Genomic DNA, 20,510 nt, shown 5'->3' on the forward strand with positions numbered 1-20,510 from the left:
GCACACCGCCATCGACGGCTCTCCTGTGGCTGACCTAAAGTGACGGGCAGGTTCGGCTCCATCCCGTTCGCGATATTCCGGCACAGCAAGAGGATGCAATGGCGGCACACAGAGAAACGCCGGTTGGCGACACGCAGGATCCGCGCGCGGTCCCGGGTGCATGGCTGGTGGCCTTGCGTCTGCTTCGCTGGGCCAGAGAGCACTGGTTGTTACCGATCATGCTGCTCGCGGCGGCGGTGCGTTTTTTCGACCTGACGGCGGCGGCGATCTGGTTCGACGAAGGCTCCAGCGTCCTGCTGAGCCAGTTTCCACTGGCCGAGATCTGGGGGCTAGCGGGCCACGATGTGCACCCACCGCTGTATTTCCTGCTGCTGCACGGCTGGATCGGGCTGTTCGGTGACGGCATCCTGTCCATTCGCTTGATGAGTGCGCTGCCGGGGATCATTACCGTCGGTCTCGGTGTGTGGCTGGTGGATCTGCTCGCCACCCGTCGCGCTGCGTTGCTGGCCGGGCTGTTGCTGGCGTTGTTGCCCACGGCCGTGCGCTACAGCCAGGAAGTGCGCATGTATTCGCTGCTCGGCATGTGGCTGATCGGCGCGACGATCGCGCTGGTCTACTGGGTGCGCCAGCCGCGTCGGCATCGCTATCTGGTGGCCTATGCGCTGCTGATGACGGCAGCGTTCTACACCCACTACTTCACCGTTCTGTGCGTGATCAGCCACTGGCTGTATCTGACAGCGGTGCGCGTGCAGCCGGGGTATCGGCTGCGGCATATACAGCGTCCGGCCTGGTGGCTGGCCAACTTGAGCATCGCGTTGCTGTACATGCCGTGGGTGCCCAACCTGCTTGATCTGCTGCAGCACATCCCGGAACTCAAGGCCAGCAATGACATAGGCTGGGAAGATCCGGTGACCCTCAGCTCATTGCCTTCGATGGTCTGGTCGTTGCTGATCCAGGACGACGGCATGACCTTGCCGGGGTGGCTGTTTTTGCTTTTGCCATTGGCGCTGGTAGCCGTGATTGCCGTTGCCCTGCATCGTGATCGCAGCGTATTTCGCGGCAGCTTGTTGTTGCTGTGCTACAGCGTGATGCCGATTCTGCTGGTGTTTGGCGTGTCGTTCATCTCGCCGGTGTTCATCGAGCGGTATTTGACGGCCTATGCGTTGGGGTTGCCGATGCTGGTGGCGCTGGCGGTCGATCGGCTGTACGCAGGCTCTCGCGTTCTGGCGCTGGCGATTCTGGTGCTGTTCGTCGGGGTCGAACTGGTGGGTGTGAAGAACAACGCCACGGTCGACAGCAATGATCAGTTCAGCGTGCTGGTCGACTACGTCAATCGACACTTCACCGAGGGTGACCGGATCGTCACCAGCGACATGATGTGGTACCTCAGCTACATCTACTACAACCGCACTGACGCGCAGATCCGTCTGTATACGCCACCAGCGGCGGATGGGCGTTCCACGCGTCCCAATGCCTACGGATTTGGCACTTTGGTCGGCGAGGAGGTTTTCCTCGATCAGCTTGGCGACGTGTCCAAGGGCAGCACGCGGATGTGGTTGATCGGCACGCTGGATGAACCCGATGAGTTTGCCGCGTTGCCTGAAGGCTGGCAGCGGCAGAGCGATGTCCATGCAGGCGGCGCATTTGCACGTTTGTACGTGAGGGAGCCGAGCGCCGATAAACCGGGCGGGTGATCGCAGGCTCAGGATTTGCCCGACAAATCCGCCATCCCCTTGAGCAATTCGATCGGCAACGGAAAGACGATCGTCGAGCTCTTGTCACCGGCAATCGAACTCAGGGTCTGCATATAACGCAATTGCATGGCACCGGGCTGGCGGCCGAGCATTTCGGCGGCTTGCATGAGTTTTTCCGAGGCCTGCAGTTCGCCTTCGGCGTGGATCACCTTGGCCCGGCGTTCGCGTTCGGCTTCGGCCTGTTTGGCAATCGCACGCACCATCGATTCATTGAGATCGACGTGCTTGATCTCGACGTTGGCGACCTTGATGCCCCAGGCGTCGGTCTGGGCGTCGAGCACCTGCTGGATATCGATGTTCAACTGCTCGCGTTCGGCCAGCAGTTCATCCAGCTCATGTTTGCCGAGCACCGCGCGCAGGGTGGTCTGCGCCAGTTGGCTGGTGGCCGAGAGAAAGTCTTCGACCTGAATGATCGCCTTCTGCGGGTCGAGCACGCGGAAGTACAGCACCGCGTTGACCTTCACCGAGACGTTGTCGCGGGTGATCACATCCTGTGGCGGCACGTCGAGGACCACGGTGCGCAGGTCGACCCGGACCATTTGCTGCACCACCGGAATCAGCAGGATCAGCCCCGGGCCCTTGACCTGCCAGAAGCGTCCGAGCTGGAACACCACGCCGCGCTCGTACTCACGCAGGATGCGGAAGGTCGACCCGGCGAGGGCGATCACCAACAGCAGCAGTGCAACGAAACCGATTTGCAGACCCATGATCACTCTCCGTGTCGCACCGCGTCAGTCGCGGCGACTTTCAGCAATAAGCCATTTCGCCCGACCACGCGCACCGATTGCCCGGCGTGCAGCGGTGTCGTGCTCTGCACTTGCCAGTGTTCACCCTGCAATTGCACCCAGCCGTTGTGGGCGTTTTGCGCTTGTACGGTGGTCACCGCCGTCACGCTGCCGACCAGCCCGGCATCGCCGCTGACGGCGTGGCGCGGGCGGGTTTTCAAGGCGCGGACGATCAATGCGATCAGCAGCAGGGCGCTGACCAGGCCAAGGCCGATGATCATCGGCACGGGCAACTCGGCGTTGCCCAGAATCAGCGCGCCGATGACGAACATGATGATCCCGCCGAGGCCGATCACCCCGTAGTTGGGCAGCGCTGCTTCGGCGATCAGAAAGGCAATGCCAAGGGTGATCAGCCACAGGCCGACCGGATTGACCGCCGTCGGCAGGACATCAGCCGCGAGGGCTGAGCCGCTGGCCAGCAGTATCAGGAAAAACGTGCAACATCGACTGGTCACGTGACCCTCCGGGAGAGTCATGGGTTGGTTCCTTGAGTCTAGTTGAGCCTGGCGCTGGATGAATTCTGATCAATGAACAGATGTGTCCAGTGAGCGGATTTCCCTTCGCCAGTGGCTTGCCGAACTAGACTCATCAGAACAGGCACAACGTTCAGCGGGACACCGAGGTGCAGCATGCGTATGGCAAAAAAAGTGCAGAGCAGCCTGAACCGGGCGCATTGCGAATATGACATCGTGGCCCACCGCCACTCGGCCAGCAGTCTGGAAACCGCACGGGTTTCCGGGGTGCCCGCCGAACGCGTGGCCAAGTCGGTCATTCTCGACGACCATCACGGGCATTACCTGATGGCCGTGCTGCCGGCCAGTCGGCATCTGGACTTGAGTAAAGTGCGCATTCGCGGCGAATGGCAGATCACCCGGGAGAGCAACCTGGCGCATATCTTCGATGACTGCGAACGCGGCGCGGTGCCGCCGCTCGGTGATTCCTACGGCCTGGACATGGTCATCGACCCGCTGTTGACCCGGCAGAAAGACATCTACCTGGAAGCCGGCAACCACAATTACCTGCTGCACATGAGCATGCCCGAGTTTCTGAAAATGGTGCCGCATGCCGAGGTGCGGGAGTTGAGTCATTAAGTTTTGTAGCGCTTTCGCGGACGCCTTCGCGAGCAAGCCCGCTCCCACAGGTTGATTGCGTACCCCTGTGGGAGCGAGCCTGCTCGCGAATGATCTCCCACCCACCGCATTTTTGAAGGAGTCTTCCATGGAGCAGCCAACCCACAGCTTGCCATCCCTCTTCGAGCAGCTCGGCCTGAGTAGCGACCCGGTGAGCATTGACCAATTCATCGCCACCCATTCCCCGCTCAAACCCGAACTGCACCTGGCAGACGCGTTTTTCTGGAGCAAGAGCCAGGCGGATTTTTTGCGGGATGAGATTCTTGATGATGCGGACTGGGCGGAGGTGGTGGATCAGCTGAATGTGCTGTTGAGAAAAAGTAGGAATGTGTAAAAAAATCTGTGGGAAATAGCTGAAATGTAAAAAAAACATGCGTTCAGTAAAAAAAACTGAGCTTTAATCGCTTCAGTGAATTTTTTCTGAGGATGTTTCCCATGCCAACTGTTGGATATGCGCACCTGCATGAGGCGCTGAACATCCGGGCGCTTGTTCCAAAGCGAACTGCAATGGTGAAGCCCGTCACCCGAATCACCTTGATCGGAGATTGCCTGGCTGTTCCACAGACTGTCGCTCCGGCCCAAGGCTCTACACTGGAGCACATCCTCTTCGCCCTTAAACACGAGGGCATCAATTTGGGCATTCTGGCTCAGGCGCTTGAAACTATAGCGGCTGAGCAATTGCTCGCAGAATTGACCAAATCACCAAACGGCGTTTTTATTCGAAAAGCGTGTTTTCTGTGGGAAAGTTTTACGGGTCAGCAACTGGAGTATAAGACACCGGTTCGGGGTAGTGTCGTTGCACTTTTCGACCCAAAGCTCTACGTCACCGGGCCGGCGATTCGAAACAGTCGTTGGCGTGTCGATTTCAATGGTTTGGGTTCGTTGCGTTACTGCGCAACCGTCGAAAGAACTGCAGAGCTGCAAGCCTTGCTTGATCTAGACATTATTGGTCGAGCGCAGGCCTTCATGGCGACACTCCCGCCTGAGATGATGGATCGCGCCATCAATTGGGCTTACCTCCACGAAACCCGCGACTCCTTTGCCATCGAGAAAGAAGAGCCTAGCGAAGAGAAATCACGCCGGTTTGTTCATTTGCTGCGCCAGGCTCATGAGCGAACCGAATTGAGCGAAGATTATCTGGTCGAGTTGCAAAACAGCACTGTTTCGAACCCGTTTGACAAGGCGGTGTTGTTCCGTCATGAGCAAAATCATCTGCATAACGGTTTGAGAGGGGCCGCGGGGGTCAGCTATGTCCCGCCGGCGCCGGATTTGTGCCGTGAGTTGATGGAAGAACTCATGCATTTCGCCAATCAGTCTGCCCGGCAAGTCGACCCACTTGTTTCGGCTGCCGTCGTGGCTTTCGGTTTTGTCTTTCTACATCCGTTCATGGATGGCAACGGCCGCCTTTCACGTTTCCTTATACATCAGACACTCTGTCATTCAGGTGTCCTGCAAAATGGTTTGCTGTTGCCTGTTTCCGTGGCGATGAAACACGAAGAGTCAGGTTATCTGGAGGCCCTGAAAGGCTTTTCAAAACCTGCACGCGAATTCTGGAATGTCACTTGGCTGGACGCCGATCTGATGGCATTCGAGTTTGTGGGGCACTCGTCAATCTATCGCTTCTGGGATGCCACCCAATGCGTCGAATTCACACTGCAAATGGCTCGTCGAGCTCTGGAGATTGAGCTTCGCGAAGAGACTGAATTTCTTCAAAAGTACGACTATGTAATAAAAGCGGTAAATGAGCGATTTGATGTGCGTGGTAGCGACCTGTCAAAACTAGTAATGATGTGCCTAGAAAATAACGGTAAGGTTTCGAAGAATCGGCGTAAGCAGTTTCAATACAGCATCCCCGAGAACGTGCTCGATTATATTGAAAAAATAAGCCTTGAACTCGGGGGGAGCGATTGAGCTGGCTGAAAGTTTAAAGGCAAGTATGTTGTTTGCCTTTTCAACTCACGGCACTAATTTAGTGTGATTTCGTCTGGGTCAGAAGGTTCAATAGACTCTGTGCTGACCGTTGACATACAGCTTAGGTGGTCTTTTTTATATTTGTATAGTGCAAGTGTATCCAATTCATCTGGATCTGATGGTTCTGTTGTAGCTGTGGATAGAGTGCTTTCAGAGAATATGCTGTCATCATCAGTCGCCTCAAGTGTTTTGGTAACAATAGTTGAGGTGTTTTTCAAAGTGTCCGTCGGATTTAAATAAAATTCATCGCTGTCATCACTTTCGAGTGTCCGTGTTTGGATCGTTGAATCAGTATTTAGATGGCCGCCCGTTGATACATTTATTTGCAATGTGTCCATGTAGGTCATTGCTCCAGGGGTAAGGGGAGTAGATTCGCTATAATTTAGTATGTATGGCTTAATTTTGATAACTCCAACTTGATTGTCATGGATTTTTTTATGACGCTGGTGCTTAGATTTACTTCTTTAATTTTTTCAGGAGTAAGGAGCAGCTTTAAAGTTTTTATAACTTGCTCTTTAATGGAGGATTGCACCTCTGCGTTGCTTATTACGTAAAGGGTGTAGTTTTGGCTGGAGTCGGCATTTTGAATGATTGAAAGTAATGTTGACAAGTTTTGTTTTTTTAAGTCTCCAGACTCATTTATTATTTCGGTCTCTTGCGCTGTGGACAGGGGAGGATGGGTTTGGCTCGATAGATAATTGCTGCTGAGAAAAACAAATATCCAAAGCCCAAGCCCAAGAAGTAGTGATGTTGCCATATTGGTTTCTATATTGCGAATATAAGAAGCGTGGACGGTCCCTTCTTTTTCTGATGAATACCAATTGGTGTAAGTCAGCACAGCTTGATTCTGGGCGGTAGGCTCAGTTTTTAGATCAAAAAATCTAGATCGGATAGTATTTTTTAACTTGAGAAAGCCCCAGATGTACAGGCCAGCTGTCGCAGTAAATAATGCACAAATAAAAATGACCACGCAGGAGGTGTAGAATAAATTATTATTGGTGAGTTTCCACATTTCGTTGAATAGGTAGGCGTAAAAGCCAAGTAGTACGACGTATGATGAGGCGTAGGCTGAAACTTTGTTATCAAAAGAAGATTTAATGCTTGTGTTTTGATTGAAACGTTCTTTGAGTGATTCGTACTGTATATTTGCCGCTTCCGTAGATGCTGAGGTACTTGTCAAATGTTTTCTGAAAGAGTCTGTTTTGTTATCAACCTCCGCTTGGCTGGGCATTGGGCAAATTAAATCAAAGTTGATTAATTTTAATAGCTCAAATTTCCGCTGGCTGTTAATTGATATTATGTACAGTTTCCATTTCCAGAAAGATATAACTAGAAGTGAGAGCCGCCTAGGCGTGGTCGCATGATACTGGCCAAAGCGTTGATCACAAGAAATGTGGAAGAGTGGAGTGTGGTTTAGAAGAGTACAGAAAACTCTCTCAAGAGTGACCATTTAATAACTCCATAATTCCGCAAGATATACAAAGCCCAGTTTCAAACTCTAACCAAGCCCATTGGCCATTTGCGTTCATTTCTAAAAAATAATACACGTCATCTTTGATTATGAAGTCGAAGCAGCCAAAATTGATTTGGAGTTCTTTCATGAATTGAATGCATTTTTCATAAATTTCTGAAGGGAGTGTGTGTTCCTCATAGGTTAGTTTATTGTTGTTTTTTCTCCAGTCTATTTTATTTTCAGAGATTATTTTTACGCTGAAAGCCTTCGTGCCAGTAAATGTTGCTCTTACTTCATAACTTTTTTCTACATATTCCTGAAAATATGAAGGTGTATGCTTTAATAATTTGTTGTCTATATTTTTGTCATAGATATTTGTTTGAATGAATTCTTTGTGTTGAGAATGCTCAATTATTCCGCTAGCTAGCGGCTTTATAATTATTGTGTTTCTGGTTTTGTGCCAAGCTGTAATGCTGTTACAAATATTTGATTTAGGAGTGATGAAACCTATTTTTTTTGCCAAAAAGAGCTGAAGAATTTTGTTGTTGGCTCTTCGCATTACGCTCGGGCGTGATAAGCAGATACCTTCAAAACTTTCTGCCAGTCCTTCGATAAGTGAATATGTTTCTTTGTGCGAGAAATTGTGATAGCAGTCTTCAAAGATACCGTCTAGTTTTTCTAGAATTGGCTTTCTAAAATATATTGCTTTGCACGTTTTTGTAGTTATTTTTCCAAAAATATTTTCTATTGTGAATCCATTGTTGTCGATTTGAATTTGGTAGCTAGAAAACTTATCTAGATTCAATCGATAGAATTCAGAGTGGATATATTTTTTTATTAGATAGTCGCAAGTCAAGTCGTAAGTACTAGTGATCATTAATATCATGTTTTTAGCGTTCCTTGCGATCACAGATGGGTGTGACGTGTGCCAAAAAGCTATCGAAAAGCCATCAGAGATGTCTACATCTGTTGCAGTGTTGACCAGTCGTAATCGGTGTCTTGATGCTGACATCCGGCAGCCTAGAGATTTGTTTCAAAACTTGACTGAAATTCCCCGCCAATGCGATATTGATAGTTAGCAAACTAACAGTGTGCATTTTCCCGTGGCGAATTCCCTCGACGCTCTCCAGATGAACATCAGCAGTGCCATGGTGGTGGCCGCCAGGCATTGGCGGAAGATCTGCCAGACCACGTTGGTCAACTATGGAATCTCCGAAGCCTGCGCCGTGCCATTGTTGATGATCGGGCGGTTGGGCGAGGGTGTGCGTCAGGTGCAGGTGGCGCAGGCGGCCGGGATGGAGAGTCCGTCGCTGGTGCGTCTGCTCGATCAGTTGTGCCACGCCGGCTACGTCTGCCGCACCGAAGATGCGCAGGATCGTCGGGCCAAGTGCCTGAGCCTGACCGACACCGGCCGTGAACTGGTGCAAGCGGTGGAGATCGAACTGGTGCGTCTGCGTCATGAAGTGCTCGAAGGCATCGACCAGAGTGATCTGGAGGCTACGCTTCGGGTACTGCGAGCTTTTGAGGCGGCCAATCCGCCTGTGGTGATCAATTCTTGAACGGTTTTTTCTCTGGCATCCCGCCTGCCCGGGACTGGTTCTACGGGGTCCGTACCTTTGCAGCGTCGATGATCGCGCTGTACATCGCCCTGCTCATGCAAATGCCGCGTCCGTACTGGGCGATGGCCACGGTGTACATCGTTTCCAGCCCGTTTCTCGGCCCGACCAGTTCCAAGGCGCTGTACCGCGCCATCGGCACCTTTCTCGGCGCGGCGGCGGCAGTGCTGTTCGTGCCGATGTTCGTGCAGAGTCCGTATGTGCTGGTGGTGGTGATTGCCTTGTGGACGGGGACTTTGCTGTTCCTGTCGCTGCACCTGCGTACCGCCAATAACTACGCGCTGATGCTGGCCGGCTACACCCTGCCGCTGATCGCCTTGCCGACCGTGGATAACCCGCTGGCGGTGTGGGACGTGGCGGAAGCGCGCACCGAAGAGATTTTTCTCGGCATCGCCGTGGCGGCGGTGGTCGGCGCGATGTTCTGGCCGCGTCGCTTGGCGCCGGTGTTCAACGACGCGGTGGGCAAGTGGTTCGCTGACGCCACCACCTACAGCCTGAAGTTTCTCAGCCGCGACGTGCAGCCTGAGCAGATCGCCGCGCTGCGCATGGCCATGGTCGCCAATTTCAACAGCCTCGAATTGATGATCGGCCAGTTGCCCCACGAAGGCGCTCGACCGCAAACCGTGCGCAACACCAAGGAACTGCGCGGGCGGATGATCCACCTGCTGCCGGTGATCGACGCTCTGGAAGATTCGCTCTACGCGCTTGAACGGCGCACACCGGAACTGGTGGAAAAGTTTGCCCCGCTGTTGACCGCGACCCAGCAATGGCTCGGCCATAACGACGCCGATCTGGACCGCTGGCAGGCGCTCAAGGATCAACTTCAGGCCCTGCAACCAAGCTGCGAGGCGATGGAGGATCGCAAGCAATTGCTGTTCTCCAACGCGGTTTATCGCCTCGGTGAATTCATCGATCTGTGGCAGGACTGCCGCAGTCTGCAGGACGCGATTCTCTGCGAGCGCCAGGACAGCTGGCGCGCGGTGTACCGGCACTGGCGCCTCGGGCGGCTGACGCCATTTCTCGACCGCGGGATGATGCTGTATTCGGTGGCCTCGACCGTTCTGGCGATCATCGTCGCTTCGGTGCTGTGGATTCTGCTCGGCTGGCCGGACGGTGGCAGCGCGGTGATTCTGGCGGCGGTAGCGTGCAGTTTCTTCGCCTCGATGGACGACCCGGCACCGCAGATCTACCGGTTCTTTTTCTGGACCGGGATGTCGGTGCTGTTCGCCAGCCTTTACCTGTTTCTGATTCTGCCGAACCTGCACGATTTCCCGATGCTGGTACTGGCGTTTGCGGTTCCGTTCATCTGTGTCGGCACCCTGACGGTGCAGCCACGGTTCTTCCTCGGCATGCTCCTGACGCTGGTCAACACCTCGTCGTTCATCAGCATTCAGGGCGCGTACGACGCGGACTTCTTCGCCTTTGTGAACTCCAACCTGGCCGGCCCTCTGGGCCTGTTGTTCGCGTTCATCTGGACCCTGATCGCCCGCCCGTTCGGCGTCGAACTGGCCGCCAAACGTCTGACCCGCTTCAGCTGGAAAGACATCGTGCGCATGACCGAGCCGGCCAATCTGGCCGAACATCGGCATCTGGGCGTGCAGTTGCTCGACCGTTTGATGCAGCACTTGCCGCGTCTGGCCATGACCGGCCAAGACACCGGGATTGCCATGCGTGAAGTGCGCGTCGGCCTGAACCTGCTCGATCTGCTGGCTTACACGCCACGGGTCAGCGGCGCGCCGAAGGCCCTGCTGCAGCAAGTGGTGGCTGAGGTCGGCGAGTATTTCCGCGCGTGTCTGAAGGCCGGCGAACGCTTGCCGGCGCCGAGTCCGTTGCTGATGACGATGGACCGCGCGCGCCGCGCGCTCAAAGGCCACGGCGACGAAGAAACCCGGCTAAACCTGTTGCATGCCTTGAGCGGTTTGCGCCTGGCGCTGCTGCCCGGCGTGGAATTCGTCAGCACCAGCGATGCCGAAGAACCGCTGCCCGATGGAGCGCCCCTATGATCGGTGATCTGGATATCAGCGGGATTTTCCTGCCCACCCTGCTGGTGCTGATGGGCATCACCTATGTGTTGTTTTTGCTGGTGCACGGCGTGCTCACGCGCCTGCACTTTTACCGTCTGGTCTGGCACCGGGCATTGTTCAACGTGGCCCTCTACGCCGTGCTGCTGTACGGCGTGGACTCACTCAGTCGATACCTGATGACATGAAAAAACCGTTTCTGACTATCGGTCGCGTGGTCCTGACCCTGCTGATCGTGACTTTTGCCGTCGTCCTCGTCTGGCGCATGGTGATGTATTACATGTTTGCGCCGTGGACCCGCGACGGCCACATCCGCGCCGACATCATCCAGATCGCTCCGGACGTGTCCGGGCTGATCCAGCAGGTCGAGGTCAAGGACAACCAGTTGATCAAACGTGGTCAGGTGTTGTTCAGCATCGATCAGGACCGCTTCAAACTGGCTCTGCGTCAGGCTAAAGCGGCGGTTGCCGATCGCGAGGAAACCCTGGCCCAGGCGCAGCGCGAAGCCAAGCGTAACCGTGGCCTGGGCAACCTGGTGCCGGCCGAGCAACTGGAAGAAAGCCAGTCGAAAGTCGCCCGGGCGCAATCGGCGCTGGCCGAAGCGCTGGTGACGGTGGACAGCGCGCAGCTCAACCTCGACCGTTCGGTGATCCGCAGCCCGGTGGACGGCTACGTCAACGACCGCGCGCCGCGTGTGCAGGAATTCGTCACCGCCGGGCGTCCGGTGCTGTCGGTGGTCGACAGTAACTCGTTCCACATCGACGGCTATTTCGAAGAAACCAAACTCGACGGCATTCATGTCGGGCAGTCGGTGGATATCCGCGTGATCGGCGACAAAGCCAAGCTGCGCGGGCATGTTGAAAGCATTGTCGCCGGTATCGAAGACCGCGACCGCACCAGCGGCAACAACCTGCTGCCCAACGTCAACCCGGCGTTCAGCTGGGTGCGGCTGGCGCAGCGGATTCCGGTGCGCATCGCCTTTGACGAGGTGCCGGAAGACTTCCGCATGATCGCCGGGCGTACCGCTACCGTGTCGATCATCGACGACAAAACGCAGGAGCCCGCGCAATGAACAAGGCCCTGATGATCGTCGGGTTGGGCGTGATGCTCTCGGCCTGTCAGATGGTCGGGCCGGACTATCAGCTGCCCGCTGACGCGGCGGTGCAGCGCAAGGACTTTCAGGGCGAACTGGCGGTGGAGGGCAAACCGGTGGTGTCAGCGCCGGTACCGGCTGACTGGTGGCGACTGTATAAGGACCCGCGTCTGGATCAACTGGTGCAGCAGGCCATGGCGTCCAACACGGATTTGCGCGTAGCGGCGGCAAACCTTCAACGGGCGCGCGCGCAAGTCGATGAGGCCGAAGCGGCGGGTGGCTGGAGCGCAGGCGTGAAGATGGGCGCGCAGCGTTTGCAGGAATCCGGGCAGGCGTTCTTGCTGCCGGAAAAAGTCCCGGTCGACAACGTCGGCGATATTGGCATCAGCGCGTCTTATCAGTTCGATCTATGGGGCACCCTGCAACGCGGTATCGAAGGCGCGAAGGCTAACGCCGATGCGACGCAAGCGGCGGCTGACACCGCACGCATCACTTTGGTGGCCGACGTGGTTCGCGCCTACACCCAGGTGTGTGCGGCCAACGAAGAGCGGGAAATTGCCCAGCATTCCCTCGATCTGCAATCGCAGAGCACCACGCTGATCCAGCGCCTGCGCGATGCCGGGCGTGGTGATGAGACCCAGGTCACCCGTTCGCAAACCCAATTCAAGTCGTTGCGCGCCGACCTGCCGCGCTATGAGGCAGCGCGTCAGGCCGGGTTGTTCCGCCTGTCGATGCTGCTGGCCAAACCGGTCGAGCAATTGCCGGCCGGTACCGCCACCTGTGCCGAGTTGCCGAAAATCGCCCAATTGGTGCCGGTGGGTGATGGCGCTGCGCTGCTCAAGCGTCGTCCCGATATCCGTCAGGCGGAACGTCGCTTGGCGGCCTCGACAGCGGGCATCGGCGTCGCCACAGGCGAGCTGTACCCGGACATCAGCATCGGCGCGACCATCGGCACCGTCGGTCTTATTGACGACTTGGGTGATCCATCGACCAACCGCTGGGGCTTCGGCCCGTCGCTGAGCTGGAAAGTGCCGACCAACGGCGCCCGCGCGCGCATCCGTGAAGCCGAAGCATCGGCCCAGGGCGCACTGGCGCATTTCGACGGCGTGGTGCTCAACGCCATCCGCGAAACCCAGACCGGTCTGGCCCAGTACAGCGCACTGCTGCAACGCCGCGACGCCTTGGCCGACGCCGAGCAATCGGCAAAACTGGCGGCGGACCAGACCCACCGCTTCTTTCAGGCCGGGCGCGAGTCGTTCCTCGCCGATCTGCAAGCGACCCGCACCTACACCGATGTCACCGCGCAACTGGCCGCCGCCAACACCCAGGTCGCCATGAGCCAGATCGATTTGTTCCTCGCCCTCGGTGGCGGTTGGGAAAGCGGACGAACGCAAGCCTCAAGCGCCAGCAAACCCTGAAGCCGTTGCTATGCTTTGAAGTGTTGAAAGGGTGCCACGTGCAACGCACCCTTTCAGCGCACATTGCTAGCGCTGGTCTAGGGGAAACCAATAATGAAAAACCCTTACGCTCTCGGCTTCTGGTGCGCCCTGGTAGCGCTGGTGCTGCTATCGGCCACTTATTTCTACGGCATCATGCTGGCCCATCAAATCGACAAGGCCATGGTCTTCCTCGACAGCGCCACGGCGTTGATCGCGGTGATGGCAATTGTCGTCGTGGCCTGGGCGTCGATCCAGGTGCAGCGTGTCAAGAAAAGACAACTTGAACAAGGCAAGACCCTGGTGCTGATCTGGGACACCAAAGTCGCCCTGCGTCGGGTCGAAACCGTATTCGACCGCTACTTCTGGGGCAGCTACTGGCAACCGGGACGCACCTTCGCCGAAGTCATGGGCGAACTCACCGGCACGCCGCTGGAAAAAAGCCTCGAAGCCCTGAAAAAGCAGTGTCTGGAGCTCGACAAGCAGATTGCCGATGAAGGCTGGCACTGGCTCAACAATGCCCGCGAACTGTCGGATGTCGCCACGGCCATGGCCCGCGAGCGCTATCAGCTGGATTTCTGTGACCCCCGGGCGGATGGGCCGGGCGGGGCGGTGATCGATCGGGATTTTGAAGTGCTGGTCTACACCTGGACTGCGCGGTTGAAGAGCTTCGATCATCAACTCGATGAGATCGAGGTGCAGTATTCCTGATCTTCTGGGAATCCAGTGGCCCTATCGCGAGCAGGCTCACTCCTACAGGGGAACGCATTTCAATTGTAGGAGTGAGCCTGCTCGCGATAGCGTCATCAAAAACACTGCAACTCTCCCCGCCTGTCAGCTGTCCACACTCCCCATAGACACTCTTTAACCTTTAAACATTGGGCCGCCTCGCGTTGCCAGTGCTAATCTCCACCGCTAATTTCAGCGGAGTCGAGCCGCGACCCGGTCACGGGTTCAGGGAAGACGACCACACTTTCAGCCACGGACATTGATCAGGTCATTCATGAATAAATCAGCAGGCGTGCTTCTCGGGATTGTAGTTGCCATCGGTGCGATCAGCGCCGGCGGGGCCTGGTACACCGGGACCAAGATTGAAGGCGTGTTGAACAACGCCGTCAGCAACGCCAACAAAGAGCTGCAGACCGCGATGGCCGGCTCCAATGGCACCGCGTCGCTGGAGCTGGTGTCGCTGGAGCGTCACACCTTCACCAGCACCGCGCACTACCGTCTCAAGGGCGAAGGCGAGATGTTCGGCGACCAGCCGGTCGAGCTGCTGTTCGTCGACCACATCGAGCACGGCCCACTGCCGTTCTCGCGCCTGGTATCGCTGAAGTGGCTGCCGGTCATGGCCACCAGCAATTACGAGCTGGAAAAGAGCCCGGCCACCGAAAAATGGTTTGCCGCCACCAAGGGCGCCGCGCCGCTCAAGGGCGTGACCAACATCGGCTACGACGAATCCACCACCAGCAGCCTCGAGTTGCTGCCGCTGGAAACCGCGCTGGACGAGCAGTCGAGCCTGAAATTCTCCGGCCTGACCATGAACATCTCCGCCAGTGCCCAGGCGCAGAAGGTCAAGGCTGACGGCTACATGGACAACCTGAAACTGGTCACCGTGTCGCAGGATCAGGCACCGGTGCAGGTCGAACTCAACGGTCTGACCCTGGCCAGCAACCTTACCAAGAGCAGCTACGGCTACTACACCGGGGAAAACACCCTGGAGCTGACCAACAGCAAAACCACTTTCGGTCCCAAGCAGTCGGTACTCGGCGTGAAGAACTTCGAAATGAAGAACCTCACCGAAGAGAGCGGCAGCAATGCCTCGGGCCGCGCTGACTACAAGGTGGGTGAAGTCACCCTCAACGACAAGAAAATCGGTTCGGCCAACATGGCCATGAGCCTGAAGAACCTCGACATCCCGTCGACCATGTCGCTGATGCAGATCTACCAGACCAAATTGCAGCCGTACGAGAAGGAAGCGGCGGCCGCTGCCGAAGCCGGCCTGCCGGCACCGGAACTGAACCTGACCGAAGCCGAGTCGGCACAGGTCAAGGCTGACCTGCAGAAACTGCTGGCCGCCAGTCCACAGATCGCGCTGGAAAACCTGTCGCTGAAAACCGCCAACGGTGAAAGCCGCGCCAGCCTGGTGATTGATCTGACCAAGCCACAGTCGATGGATCTGCCGCCGGATCAACTGGGTAAACAGTTGGTCGCGCTGCTGGACCTGAACATTCAGGTGTCCAAGCCGATGCTGATCGATCTGCTTAGCGTGCAAGCGCAGCTCGACGGTCAGACTGACGCCAAAGCCATCGTCGACCAGGCCAGCGCCGGTGCCGACATGTTCTCCGGCATGGCCGTCGGTTCGCAGTTGGCGACCGTCGATGGCACCAACGTCGTGACCAAGCTGCATTACGCCGCCAATCAGGTGGAGTTCAACGGCCAGAAGATGACCGTCGAGCAGTTCGTCGGCTTCCTGATGAGCAAGTTCGCTGGCGTCACGCAAGTGCAGTAATCCTGCGTTCTAAATAACAACGCCCGGCCTCTGATCCACAGACGCCGGGCGTTTTGCTGTCTGGTGTGCGGGTTTTTGTCTGAGCCGGCACCGCGATTCTGAACAATTATTGCGTTCTGGATATTCGACTACGCTTGCATGCAAGACTGCCTGACTAAGCTTGGCTGGGTCTCTTTTGACTCGGTCTCCGTTACGAATGGGCAAGGGGGGCATTGCGACCCGGCTGGCCATGTAAGGATGCTGACGAATGCCGCGTATTGATGTTCCTGTTTTACATCGTGGTTTACGCCCGTTGTTTCGCGTTGCGCTGTGCAGCCAGTTGCTCTGGCCGGCACTGGCGTTTGCCGATACGCCCTATGATCAGATGGTGCGTGATGCCCGTGCCGGGCAGACCACGCCTGCGCTGAACGTGCTGCGCCAGGTGCCACCGGGGCAATCGACCACCGGGCAGATCAGCGATCACCTGCAAATCGCCAGTTGGGCAGGTCTCGACGCCGAGGTGGTGCAGGTCTATGAGACCCAGGGCCGTGACCGGGTGCTGCCGGTGCAGGCACTGACCGCCACCGCGCGCGCCTATCGCAACCTCAAGCGTTGGGAGCAGGCGACCCAGGTCTACAACAAGGCCCTGGTGCTGGAGCCGGACAACGCTGACCTGCAACTGGGGCTGGCGCTGACTCAGGCCGACGCGGGCAAACCTGACGAAGCCGTGACCCGCGCCAAGGCCCTGGTCGCCGCCAAACCCGACGATCCCTCGCGCCGCCTTGCACTGGGCTATGCCCTGACCCGCGCCGGCAAGCAGTACGACGCACTGTTTGAATACGATCAGGCGTTCATGCGTGCCGGCAGCAAGCCGGAAGTCGCCCGTGAATACGTGGTCGCCCTGCAAAAGGCGCGGCTGCCGGAACCGGCGCTGCGCCTGGCCAACCAACGTCCGGGGCTGATCGACCCGGTCACCTTGCGCCGCCTCGAAGGTGATCTGGCTGCCGAACGCGTGCGTCTGGCCGAACTCGCCACCCGCAGCGAAAAAGAACGCTATGTGATCGCTGACCGCGCGTTGGCCGATTACGACAAATTGCTCGCCACCTGGACCCCGGACGCCAGCGCCCACGATGACGTGATTCGCTGGCGCATCGACCGCATGGGCGCACTCAAGGCGCGGGCGCGCACCGCCGACGTGATCAACGAATATCAGAAGCTGCAAAGCGAAGGCGTGAAGATTCCGACCTACGCCTTGCGCTGGGTGGCGGCGTCGTATCTGGATCAGCGCCAGCCGGAAGTCTCCACTGACCTGTATCGCCAGGTGCTGTCGGCACCGGATGCCGATGTCGGTGATCGTCTCGAAGACACCACTGCGTTGTACTACTCGCTGCTGGAAAGCGACCGCGCTGATGAAGCGCGCAAAGTCGCCGAGGATCTGGCCAAGACCCAGAAACCGCGAGTCGAACTCAAGGGCTTGCCGATCGGCAACCCCAACGACGAATGGATGGACGCCCAGCAGCTCGCGGCGCAGGCCGGCACCTACGGCTCTGACCTGCCGCATGGCGAGGAACGCCTGCAAACCCTGGTCGATCAGGCCCCGGGCAACCTCGGTTTGCGTCTGGCCCAGGCCGATCTGTATCTGGCCCGACAATGGCCACGCCGCGCTGAAAACCAGCTCAAGGAAACCGAAAGCATGGCCCCCCGCGACATGGGCCTGGAACTGGCTCAGGCGCGCACCGCGATGACCCTGCAGGAATGGCGGCAAATGGATGCGCTGACCGATGACGTGGTCGAGCGTTTCCCCGACAACCGTCAGGTGCAGCGCGCGGCCCGCGAGCGCGAAGTGCACGACATGTCCGAACTGCGTGTCGAAGCCTACGGCGGCAAAGCCAATGGGGGCGGCGGCAGCGGCGGTGCGGGCGCGGTCAGTGGCAGCCGCGATTTCGGCATCCAGAGCACCCTGTACAGCCCGCCGATTGATGAAGACTGGCGGGTGTTCGTCGGCGCCGGTTATGCCACCGGCGACTTCGCCGAAGGCACCGGTACCGACCGTTTCCAGCGCGTGGGCCTGGAACGGCGCACCCGCGACATGAGCCTGGAAGCCGAAGTTTCCAATCACGATTACGGTTACGGCGCCAAACAGGGCGCGCGGATCGCGATTGCCCGCGACATCAACGACCACTGGCAGTACGGCGGCAGCTTCGCCTACCTGTCGGCCGAGACGCCGTTGCGTGCGCTCAACAGCGACATCAAGGCCAACGGCGGCAACGCGTTCATCCGCTGGCGCGCCAATGAGAGCCGCGAGTGGCGGCTGTCGGTGAGCCCATCGCACTTCAGTGATGGCAACAACCGCGTCGAGGCTTTGCTCACCGGGCGCGAGGGTGTCTACAGCGCGCCGAACGTGCAGGTCGATGCCGGTCTGGAAGTCGGCACCAGCCACAACTCCAATTCCGAGGATGTGCCGTACTTCAACCCGAAGTCGGACTTCAGCGTCATGCCGACGGTCAACGTCAACCATGTGCTTTACCACCGCGACGAAACATCCTGGAGCCAGCAATTCCAGGCGGGTGCGGGCACCTACAGCCAGCGTGACCACGGCACCGGCGGCATGGCGATGCTCGGCTACGGCCAGCGTTATGCCTGGAACGACGTGTTCGAGGTGGGCGGCTTGTTCAGTGTGATCAACCGGCCCTACGACGGTGATCGGGAGACCGATCTGCGTCTGCTTGTCGACCTCACTTTCCGCTTCTAGAAGAGTTTGAAGATGCCTTTGATGACGCGTTTCATCCTTCTGCTGGGAGTGCTGCTGATCAGCGCCTGCGCCCAGCAAGCCCCGGCCTTCGCGCCGCCGTCGCAACGTCCGGTGGCGGCCAGTGAAAAACCCTGGCCGAAAAACCACGTGCTGGGCATCGCCTATCACGACGTCGAAGACCGTGACCCTGATCAGGCCGTGGTGGCCGTGCGCACTGAGCGCATGATCGAACAGTTGGCCTGGCTGCGCGAGAACGGCTACAAGCCGGTCACCGTCGACCAGATCATGGCCGCGCGCAAGGGCGGCCCGGAACTGCCAGCCAAAGCGATCCTGCTCAGCTTCGACGACGGTTACTCAAGCTTCTATACCCGCGTGTTGCCGGTGCTGCGTGCCTACAACTGGCACGCGTTGCTGGCGCCGGTCGGCACCTGGATCGACACCCCGCTCAATCAGCCAGTGGATTTTGCCGGTGCACCCCGCGCACGCTCCGACTTCCTGACCTGGGATCAGGTGCGCGAGATTTCGCGATCGGGGCTGGTGGAAATCGCCGCGCACACCGACGCCAACCACAAAGGCGTTCTTGCCAACCCGCAGGGCAACCTGCAGCCGGCGGCGGCGACGCGTCGCTACGATCCGCTCACCAAACGCTACGAATCCGAAGAGGAGTTCCGTGCCCGGATACGCAATGACGTCGCGGCCATCTCGGAAAAAATCCGCAAGGTCACCGGCAAAAAACCGCGCATCTGGGTCTGGCCCTACGGCACGGCGGACGGCACTTCGCTGACCGTGGTCGGCGAGCAGGGCTACGAAATGGCCCTGACCCTGGACGACGGTCTCGACGCTCTCGACAACCTGATGAGCAGCCCGCGTTTCCTGGTGGCCTCCGATCCTGACGGCGAGCATTTCGCCAACAGCATTGTTGGCGTGCAGTCGGATTTCGCCATGCGTGTGGTGCACGTCGATCTCGACAACGTTTATGACCCGGATCCGGCGCAGCAGGAAATCAACCTTGGCAAGCTGATCCAGCGCATGGCCGACATGGGCGCCAACACCGTGTTCCTGCAGGCCTTCGCCGATCCGAAGGGCGACGGACTGGTGCACTCGCTGTACTTCCCCAACCGTCACCTGCCGGTGCGCGCCGACATCTTTGACCGTGTCGCCTGGCAACTGCGCACTCGGGCGCACGTGAAAGTGTTCGCGTGGATGCCGGTCCTGAGTTTTGGCCTCGATTCGAAGCTGCCGCGTGTCACGCGCTGGGATCCGAAGACCGGCACCACTTCGGTCGATCCGGGCCAGTATCAACGCCTGTCGCCATTTGATCCGCAAGTACGGCAGATCATCGGTGAAATCTACGAAGACGTGGCGCGTCTGACCTCGGTCGACGGCATTCTTTATCACGACGACGCGGTGCTCTCGGACTTCGAAGACGCCAGCCCCGAGGCCCTGAAGGCTTATGCCGCGCATGGCTTGCCGGGGTCCATTGCGGCGCTTCGGGATGATCCGGCAGCCATGCAGCGCTGGACGCGGTTCAAGAGCCAATACCTGATCGAATTCACCAATGAGCTGACCGCCAAGGTACGTGCGATCCGTGGCCCGCAAGTGCTGACCGCACGCAACCTCTTCGCCGAGCCAGTGCTCAATCCTGAGAGCGAAGCCTGGTTTGCGCAGAACCTCGACGACTTCCTCGTGACCTACGACTGGACGGCGCCGATGGCCATGCCACTGATGGAAAAACAGACCCAGGCGCAATCCGGCCCGTGGCTTGAAGAACTGGTGGCGAAGATCAAACAGCGGCCCGGTGCACTGGACCGCACAGTCTTCGAACTGCAGGCTCGCGACTGGACGAAAAAGGATCAGGCCGACATCGACGGCGCCCAATTGGCCGACTGGATGGGCCGGCTCAAGCGTCAGGGTGCGACCAGTTTCGGTTACTACCCGGACAACTTCCTCGACAACCTGCCGGACCTGAAAACCGTAAGGCCTGCGCTCTCCAACAAATGGAACCCATGAC

General features: G+C 58.0%; 18 protein-coding genes. 13 read left to right on the top strand and 5 right to left on the bottom strand.

All coding sequences use genetic code 11. From position 1 onward, the window contains the following. The first annotated feature begins 98 nt into the window (after window positions 1-98). On the top strand, window positions 99-1,694 hold the full coding sequence (locus tag CRO59_RS07985) for a glycosyltransferase family 39 protein (RefSeq protein ID WP_097086783.1): 1,596 nt from the start codon (window positions 99-101) through the stop codon (window positions 1,692-1,694). Window positions 1,695-1,702: 8 nt separating this feature from the next. Here the strand turns inward: CRO59_RS07985 and CRO59_RS07990 are convergent, their stop codons facing one another. Next, a complete protein-coding gene (locus CRO59_RS07990; protein WP_003220464.1) occupies window positions 1,703-2,461 on the bottom strand; it encodes a slipin family protein in 759 nt (252 codons plus the stop codon). Between the two features lie 2 nt (window positions 2,462-2,463). Next, complete coding sequence (locus CRO59_RS07995) at window positions 2,464-3,015, bottom strand: NfeD family protein (protein ID WP_097086785.1); 552 nt, start codon at window positions 3,013-3,015, stop codon at window positions 2,464-2,466. A gap of 153 nt (window positions 3,016-3,168) precedes the next feature. On the opposite strand from CRO59_RS07995, the gene CRO59_RS08000 reads away from it, so the two are divergent. The 3 genes from CRO59_RS08000 to CRO59_RS08010 all read left to right on the top strand — a co-directional run bounded on the left by CRO59_RS08000 (window position 3,169) and on the right by CRO59_RS08010 (window position 5,580). Continuing rightward, complete coding sequence (locus tag CRO59_RS08000) at window positions 3,169-3,630, top strand: aminoacyl-tRNA deacylase (RefSeq protein WP_027611126.1); 462 nt, start codon at window positions 3,169-3,171, stop codon at window positions 3,628-3,630. A 127-nt stretch (window positions 3,631-3,757) separates the two neighbouring features. Next, the gene (locus CRO59_RS08005) at window positions 3,758-4,003 is read left to right on the top strand and encodes a DUF2789 domain-containing protein (RefSeq protein ID WP_097086787.1); all 246 of its coding nucleotides are present in this window, start codon (window positions 3,758-3,760) and stop codon (window positions 4,001-4,003) included. A 101-nt stretch (window positions 4,004-4,104) separates the two neighbouring features. Continuing rightward, a complete protein-coding gene (locus tag CRO59_RS08010; protein ID WP_097086788.1) occupies window positions 4,105-5,580 on the top strand; it encodes a Fic family protein in 1,476 nt (491 codons plus the stop codon). A 53-nt stretch (window positions 5,581-5,633) separates the two neighbouring features. Here the strand turns inward: CRO59_RS08010 and CRO59_RS28520 are convergent, their stop codons facing one another. The 3 genes from CRO59_RS28520 to CRO59_RS08020 are packed head-to-tail and all read right to left on the bottom strand — an operon-like array spanning window position 5,634 to window position 7,979. Beyond that, window positions 5,634-5,978, bottom strand: a complete 345-nt coding sequence (locus CRO59_RS28520; RefSeq protein WP_143503047.1) for a hypothetical protein — start codon at window positions 5,976-5,978, stop codon at window positions 5,634-5,636. 44 nt (window positions 5,979-6,022) lie between these two features. Continuing rightward, window positions 6,023-7,090: a hypothetical protein gene (locus tag CRO59_RS08015; protein ID WP_097086790.1), complete on the bottom strand. Its 1,068-nt coding sequence runs from the start codon at window positions 7,088-7,090 to the stop codon at window positions 6,023-6,025. Next, on the bottom strand, window positions 7,077-7,979 hold the full coding sequence (locus CRO59_RS08020) for a hypothetical protein (protein ID WP_097086792.1): 903 nt from the start codon (window positions 7,977-7,979) through the stop codon (window positions 7,077-7,079). Before CRO59_RS08020 ends, CRO59_RS08015 begins: the two co-directional genes overlap by 14 nt. A gap of 244 nt (window positions 7,980-8,223) precedes the next feature. Here CRO59_RS08020 and CRO59_RS08025 point away from each other — a divergent pair, with 244 nt between their 5' ends. The 9 genes from CRO59_RS08025 to pgaB all read left to right on the top strand — a co-directional run bounded on the left by CRO59_RS08025 (window position 8,224) and on the right by pgaB (window position 20,509). After that, complete coding sequence (locus tag CRO59_RS08025) at window positions 8,224-8,652, top strand: MarR family winged helix-turn-helix transcriptional regulator (protein ID WP_007961473.1); 429 nt, start codon at window positions 8,224-8,226, stop codon at window positions 8,650-8,652. Then, complete coding sequence (locus tag CRO59_RS08030) at window positions 8,649-10,712, top strand: FUSC family protein (protein ID WP_097086793.1); 2,064 nt, start codon at window positions 8,649-8,651, stop codon at window positions 10,710-10,712. Before CRO59_RS08025 ends, CRO59_RS08030 begins: the two co-directional genes overlap by 4 nt. Beyond that, window positions 10,709-10,918 (top strand): DUF1656 domain-containing protein, encoded by a 210-nt coding sequence (locus CRO59_RS08035; RefSeq protein ID WP_027611129.1) that lies wholly within the window; start codon window positions 10,709-10,711, stop codon window positions 10,916-10,918. The genes CRO59_RS08030 and CRO59_RS08035 overlap by 4 nt, the downstream gene beginning before the upstream one ends. Continuing rightward, complete coding sequence (locus tag CRO59_RS08040; protein WP_097086795.1) at window positions 10,915-11,802, top strand: HlyD family secretion protein; 888 nt, start codon at window positions 10,915-10,917, stop codon at window positions 11,800-11,802. Before CRO59_RS08035 ends, CRO59_RS08040 begins: the two co-directional genes overlap by 4 nt. Further along, window positions 11,799-13,241 carry an efflux transporter outer membrane subunit gene (locus CRO59_RS08045; protein ID WP_097086796.1) on the top strand — a complete coding sequence of 481 codons (1,443 nt, stop codon included), beginning with the start codon at window positions 11,799-11,801 and terminating at the stop codon, window positions 13,239-13,241. Before CRO59_RS08040 ends, CRO59_RS08045 begins: the two co-directional genes overlap by 4 nt. 93 nt (window positions 13,242-13,334) lie before the next feature. Next, window positions 13,335-13,970 carry a hypothetical protein gene (locus tag CRO59_RS08050; protein ID WP_025113416.1) on the top strand — a complete coding sequence of 212 codons (636 nt, stop codon included), beginning with the start codon at window positions 13,335-13,337 and terminating at the stop codon, window positions 13,968-13,970. Window positions 13,971-14,262: 292 nt separating this feature from the next. Next, window positions 14,263-15,768 (top strand): YdgA family protein, encoded by a 1,506-nt coding sequence (locus CRO59_RS08055; RefSeq protein WP_097086798.1) that lies wholly within the window; start codon window positions 14,263-14,265, stop codon window positions 15,766-15,768. A 247-nt stretch (window positions 15,769-16,015) separates the two neighbouring features. After that, window positions 16,016-18,499, top strand: a complete 2,484-nt coding sequence (gene pgaA / locus CRO59_RS08060; RefSeq protein WP_097086800.1) for a poly-beta-1,6 N-acetyl-D-glucosamine export porin PgaA — start codon at window positions 16,016-16,018, stop codon at window positions 18,497-18,499. Between the two features lie 12 nt (window positions 18,500-18,511). Continuing rightward, window positions 18,512-20,509, top strand: a complete 1,998-nt coding sequence (pgaB, locus tag CRO59_RS08065; protein ID WP_097086802.1) for a poly-beta-1,6-N-acetyl-D-glucosamine N-deacetylase PgaB — start codon at window positions 18,512-18,514, stop codon at window positions 20,507-20,509. Window position 20,510: the final 1 nt, after the last annotated feature.

The organism is Pseudomonas sp. LAMO17WK12:I5 (genome assembly GCF_900215165.1).
Taxonomy (GTDB): Bacteria; Pseudomonadota; Gammaproteobacteria; order Pseudomonadales; family Pseudomonadaceae; genus Aquipseudomonas; species Aquipseudomonas putida_A.

What these genes read in the sequence shown, in the direction of transcription:
- CRO59_RS08000 (WP_027611126.1), top strand. Translation starts at nt 3,169, where the DNA reads ATGCGTATGGCAAAAAAAGTGCAGAGCAGCCTGAACCGGGCGCATTGC.
- CRO59_RS08025 (WP_007961473.1), top strand. Translation starts at nt 8,224, where the DNA reads ATGAACATCAGCAGTGCCATGGTGGTGGCCGCCAGGCATTGGCGGAAG.
- CRO59_RS08035 (WP_027611129.1), top strand. Translation starts at nt 10,709, where the DNA reads ATGATCGGTGATCTGGATATCAGCGGGATTTTCCTGCCCACCCTGCTG.
- pgaA (WP_097086800.1), top strand. Translation starts at nt 16,016, where the DNA reads ATGCCGCGTATTGATGTTCCTGTTTTACATCGTGGTTTACGCCCGTTG.
- CRO59_RS07990 (WP_003220464.1), bottom strand. Translation starts at nt 2,461, where the DNA reads ATGGGTCTGCAAATCGGTTTCGTTGCACTGCTGCTGTTGGTGATCGCC.
- CRO59_RS08020 (WP_097086792.1), bottom strand. Translation starts at nt 7,979, where the DNA reads ATGATATTAATGATCACTAGTACTTACGACTTGACTTGCGACTATCTA.
- CRO59_RS08050 (WP_025113416.1), top strand. Translation starts at nt 13,335, where the DNA reads ATGAAAAACCCTTACGCTCTCGGCTTCTGGTGCGCCCTGGTAGCGCTG.
- CRO59_RS08055 (WP_097086798.1), top strand. Translation starts at nt 14,263, where the DNA reads ATGAATAAATCAGCAGGCGTGCTTCTCGGGATTGTAGTTGCCATCGGT.
- CRO59_RS07995 (WP_097086785.1), bottom strand. Translation starts at nt 3,015, where the DNA reads ATGACTCTCCCGGAGGGTCACGTGACCAGTCGATGTTGCACGTTTTTC.
- CRO59_RS08010 (WP_097086788.1), top strand. Translation starts at nt 4,105, where the DNA reads ATGCCAACTGTTGGATATGCGCACCTGCATGAGGCGCTGAACATCCGG.
- CRO59_RS28520 (WP_143503047.1), bottom strand. Translation starts at nt 5,978, where the DNA reads ATGGACACATTGCAAATAAATGTATCAACGGGCGGCCATCTAAATACT.
- CRO59_RS08005 (WP_097086787.1), top strand. Translation starts at nt 3,758, where the DNA reads ATGGAGCAGCCAACCCACAGCTTGCCATCCCTCTTCGAGCAGCTCGGC.
- CRO59_RS08045 (WP_097086796.1), top strand. Translation starts at nt 11,799, where the DNA reads ATGAACAAGGCCCTGATGATCGTCGGGTTGGGCGTGATGCTCTCGGCC.
- pgaB (WP_097086802.1), top strand. Translation starts at nt 18,512, where the DNA reads ATGCCTTTGATGACGCGTTTCATCCTTCTGCTGGGAGTGCTGCTGATC.
- CRO59_RS08040 (WP_097086795.1), top strand. Translation starts at nt 10,915, where the DNA reads ATGAAAAAACCGTTTCTGACTATCGGTCGCGTGGTCCTGACCCTGCTG.
- CRO59_RS08015 (WP_097086790.1), bottom strand. Translation starts at nt 7,090, where the DNA reads ATGGTCACTCTTGAGAGAGTTTTCTGTACTCTTCTAAACCACACTCCA.
- CRO59_RS07985 (WP_097086783.1), top strand. Translation starts at nt 99, where the DNA reads ATGGCGGCACACAGAGAAACGCCGGTTGGCGACACGCAGGATCCGCGC.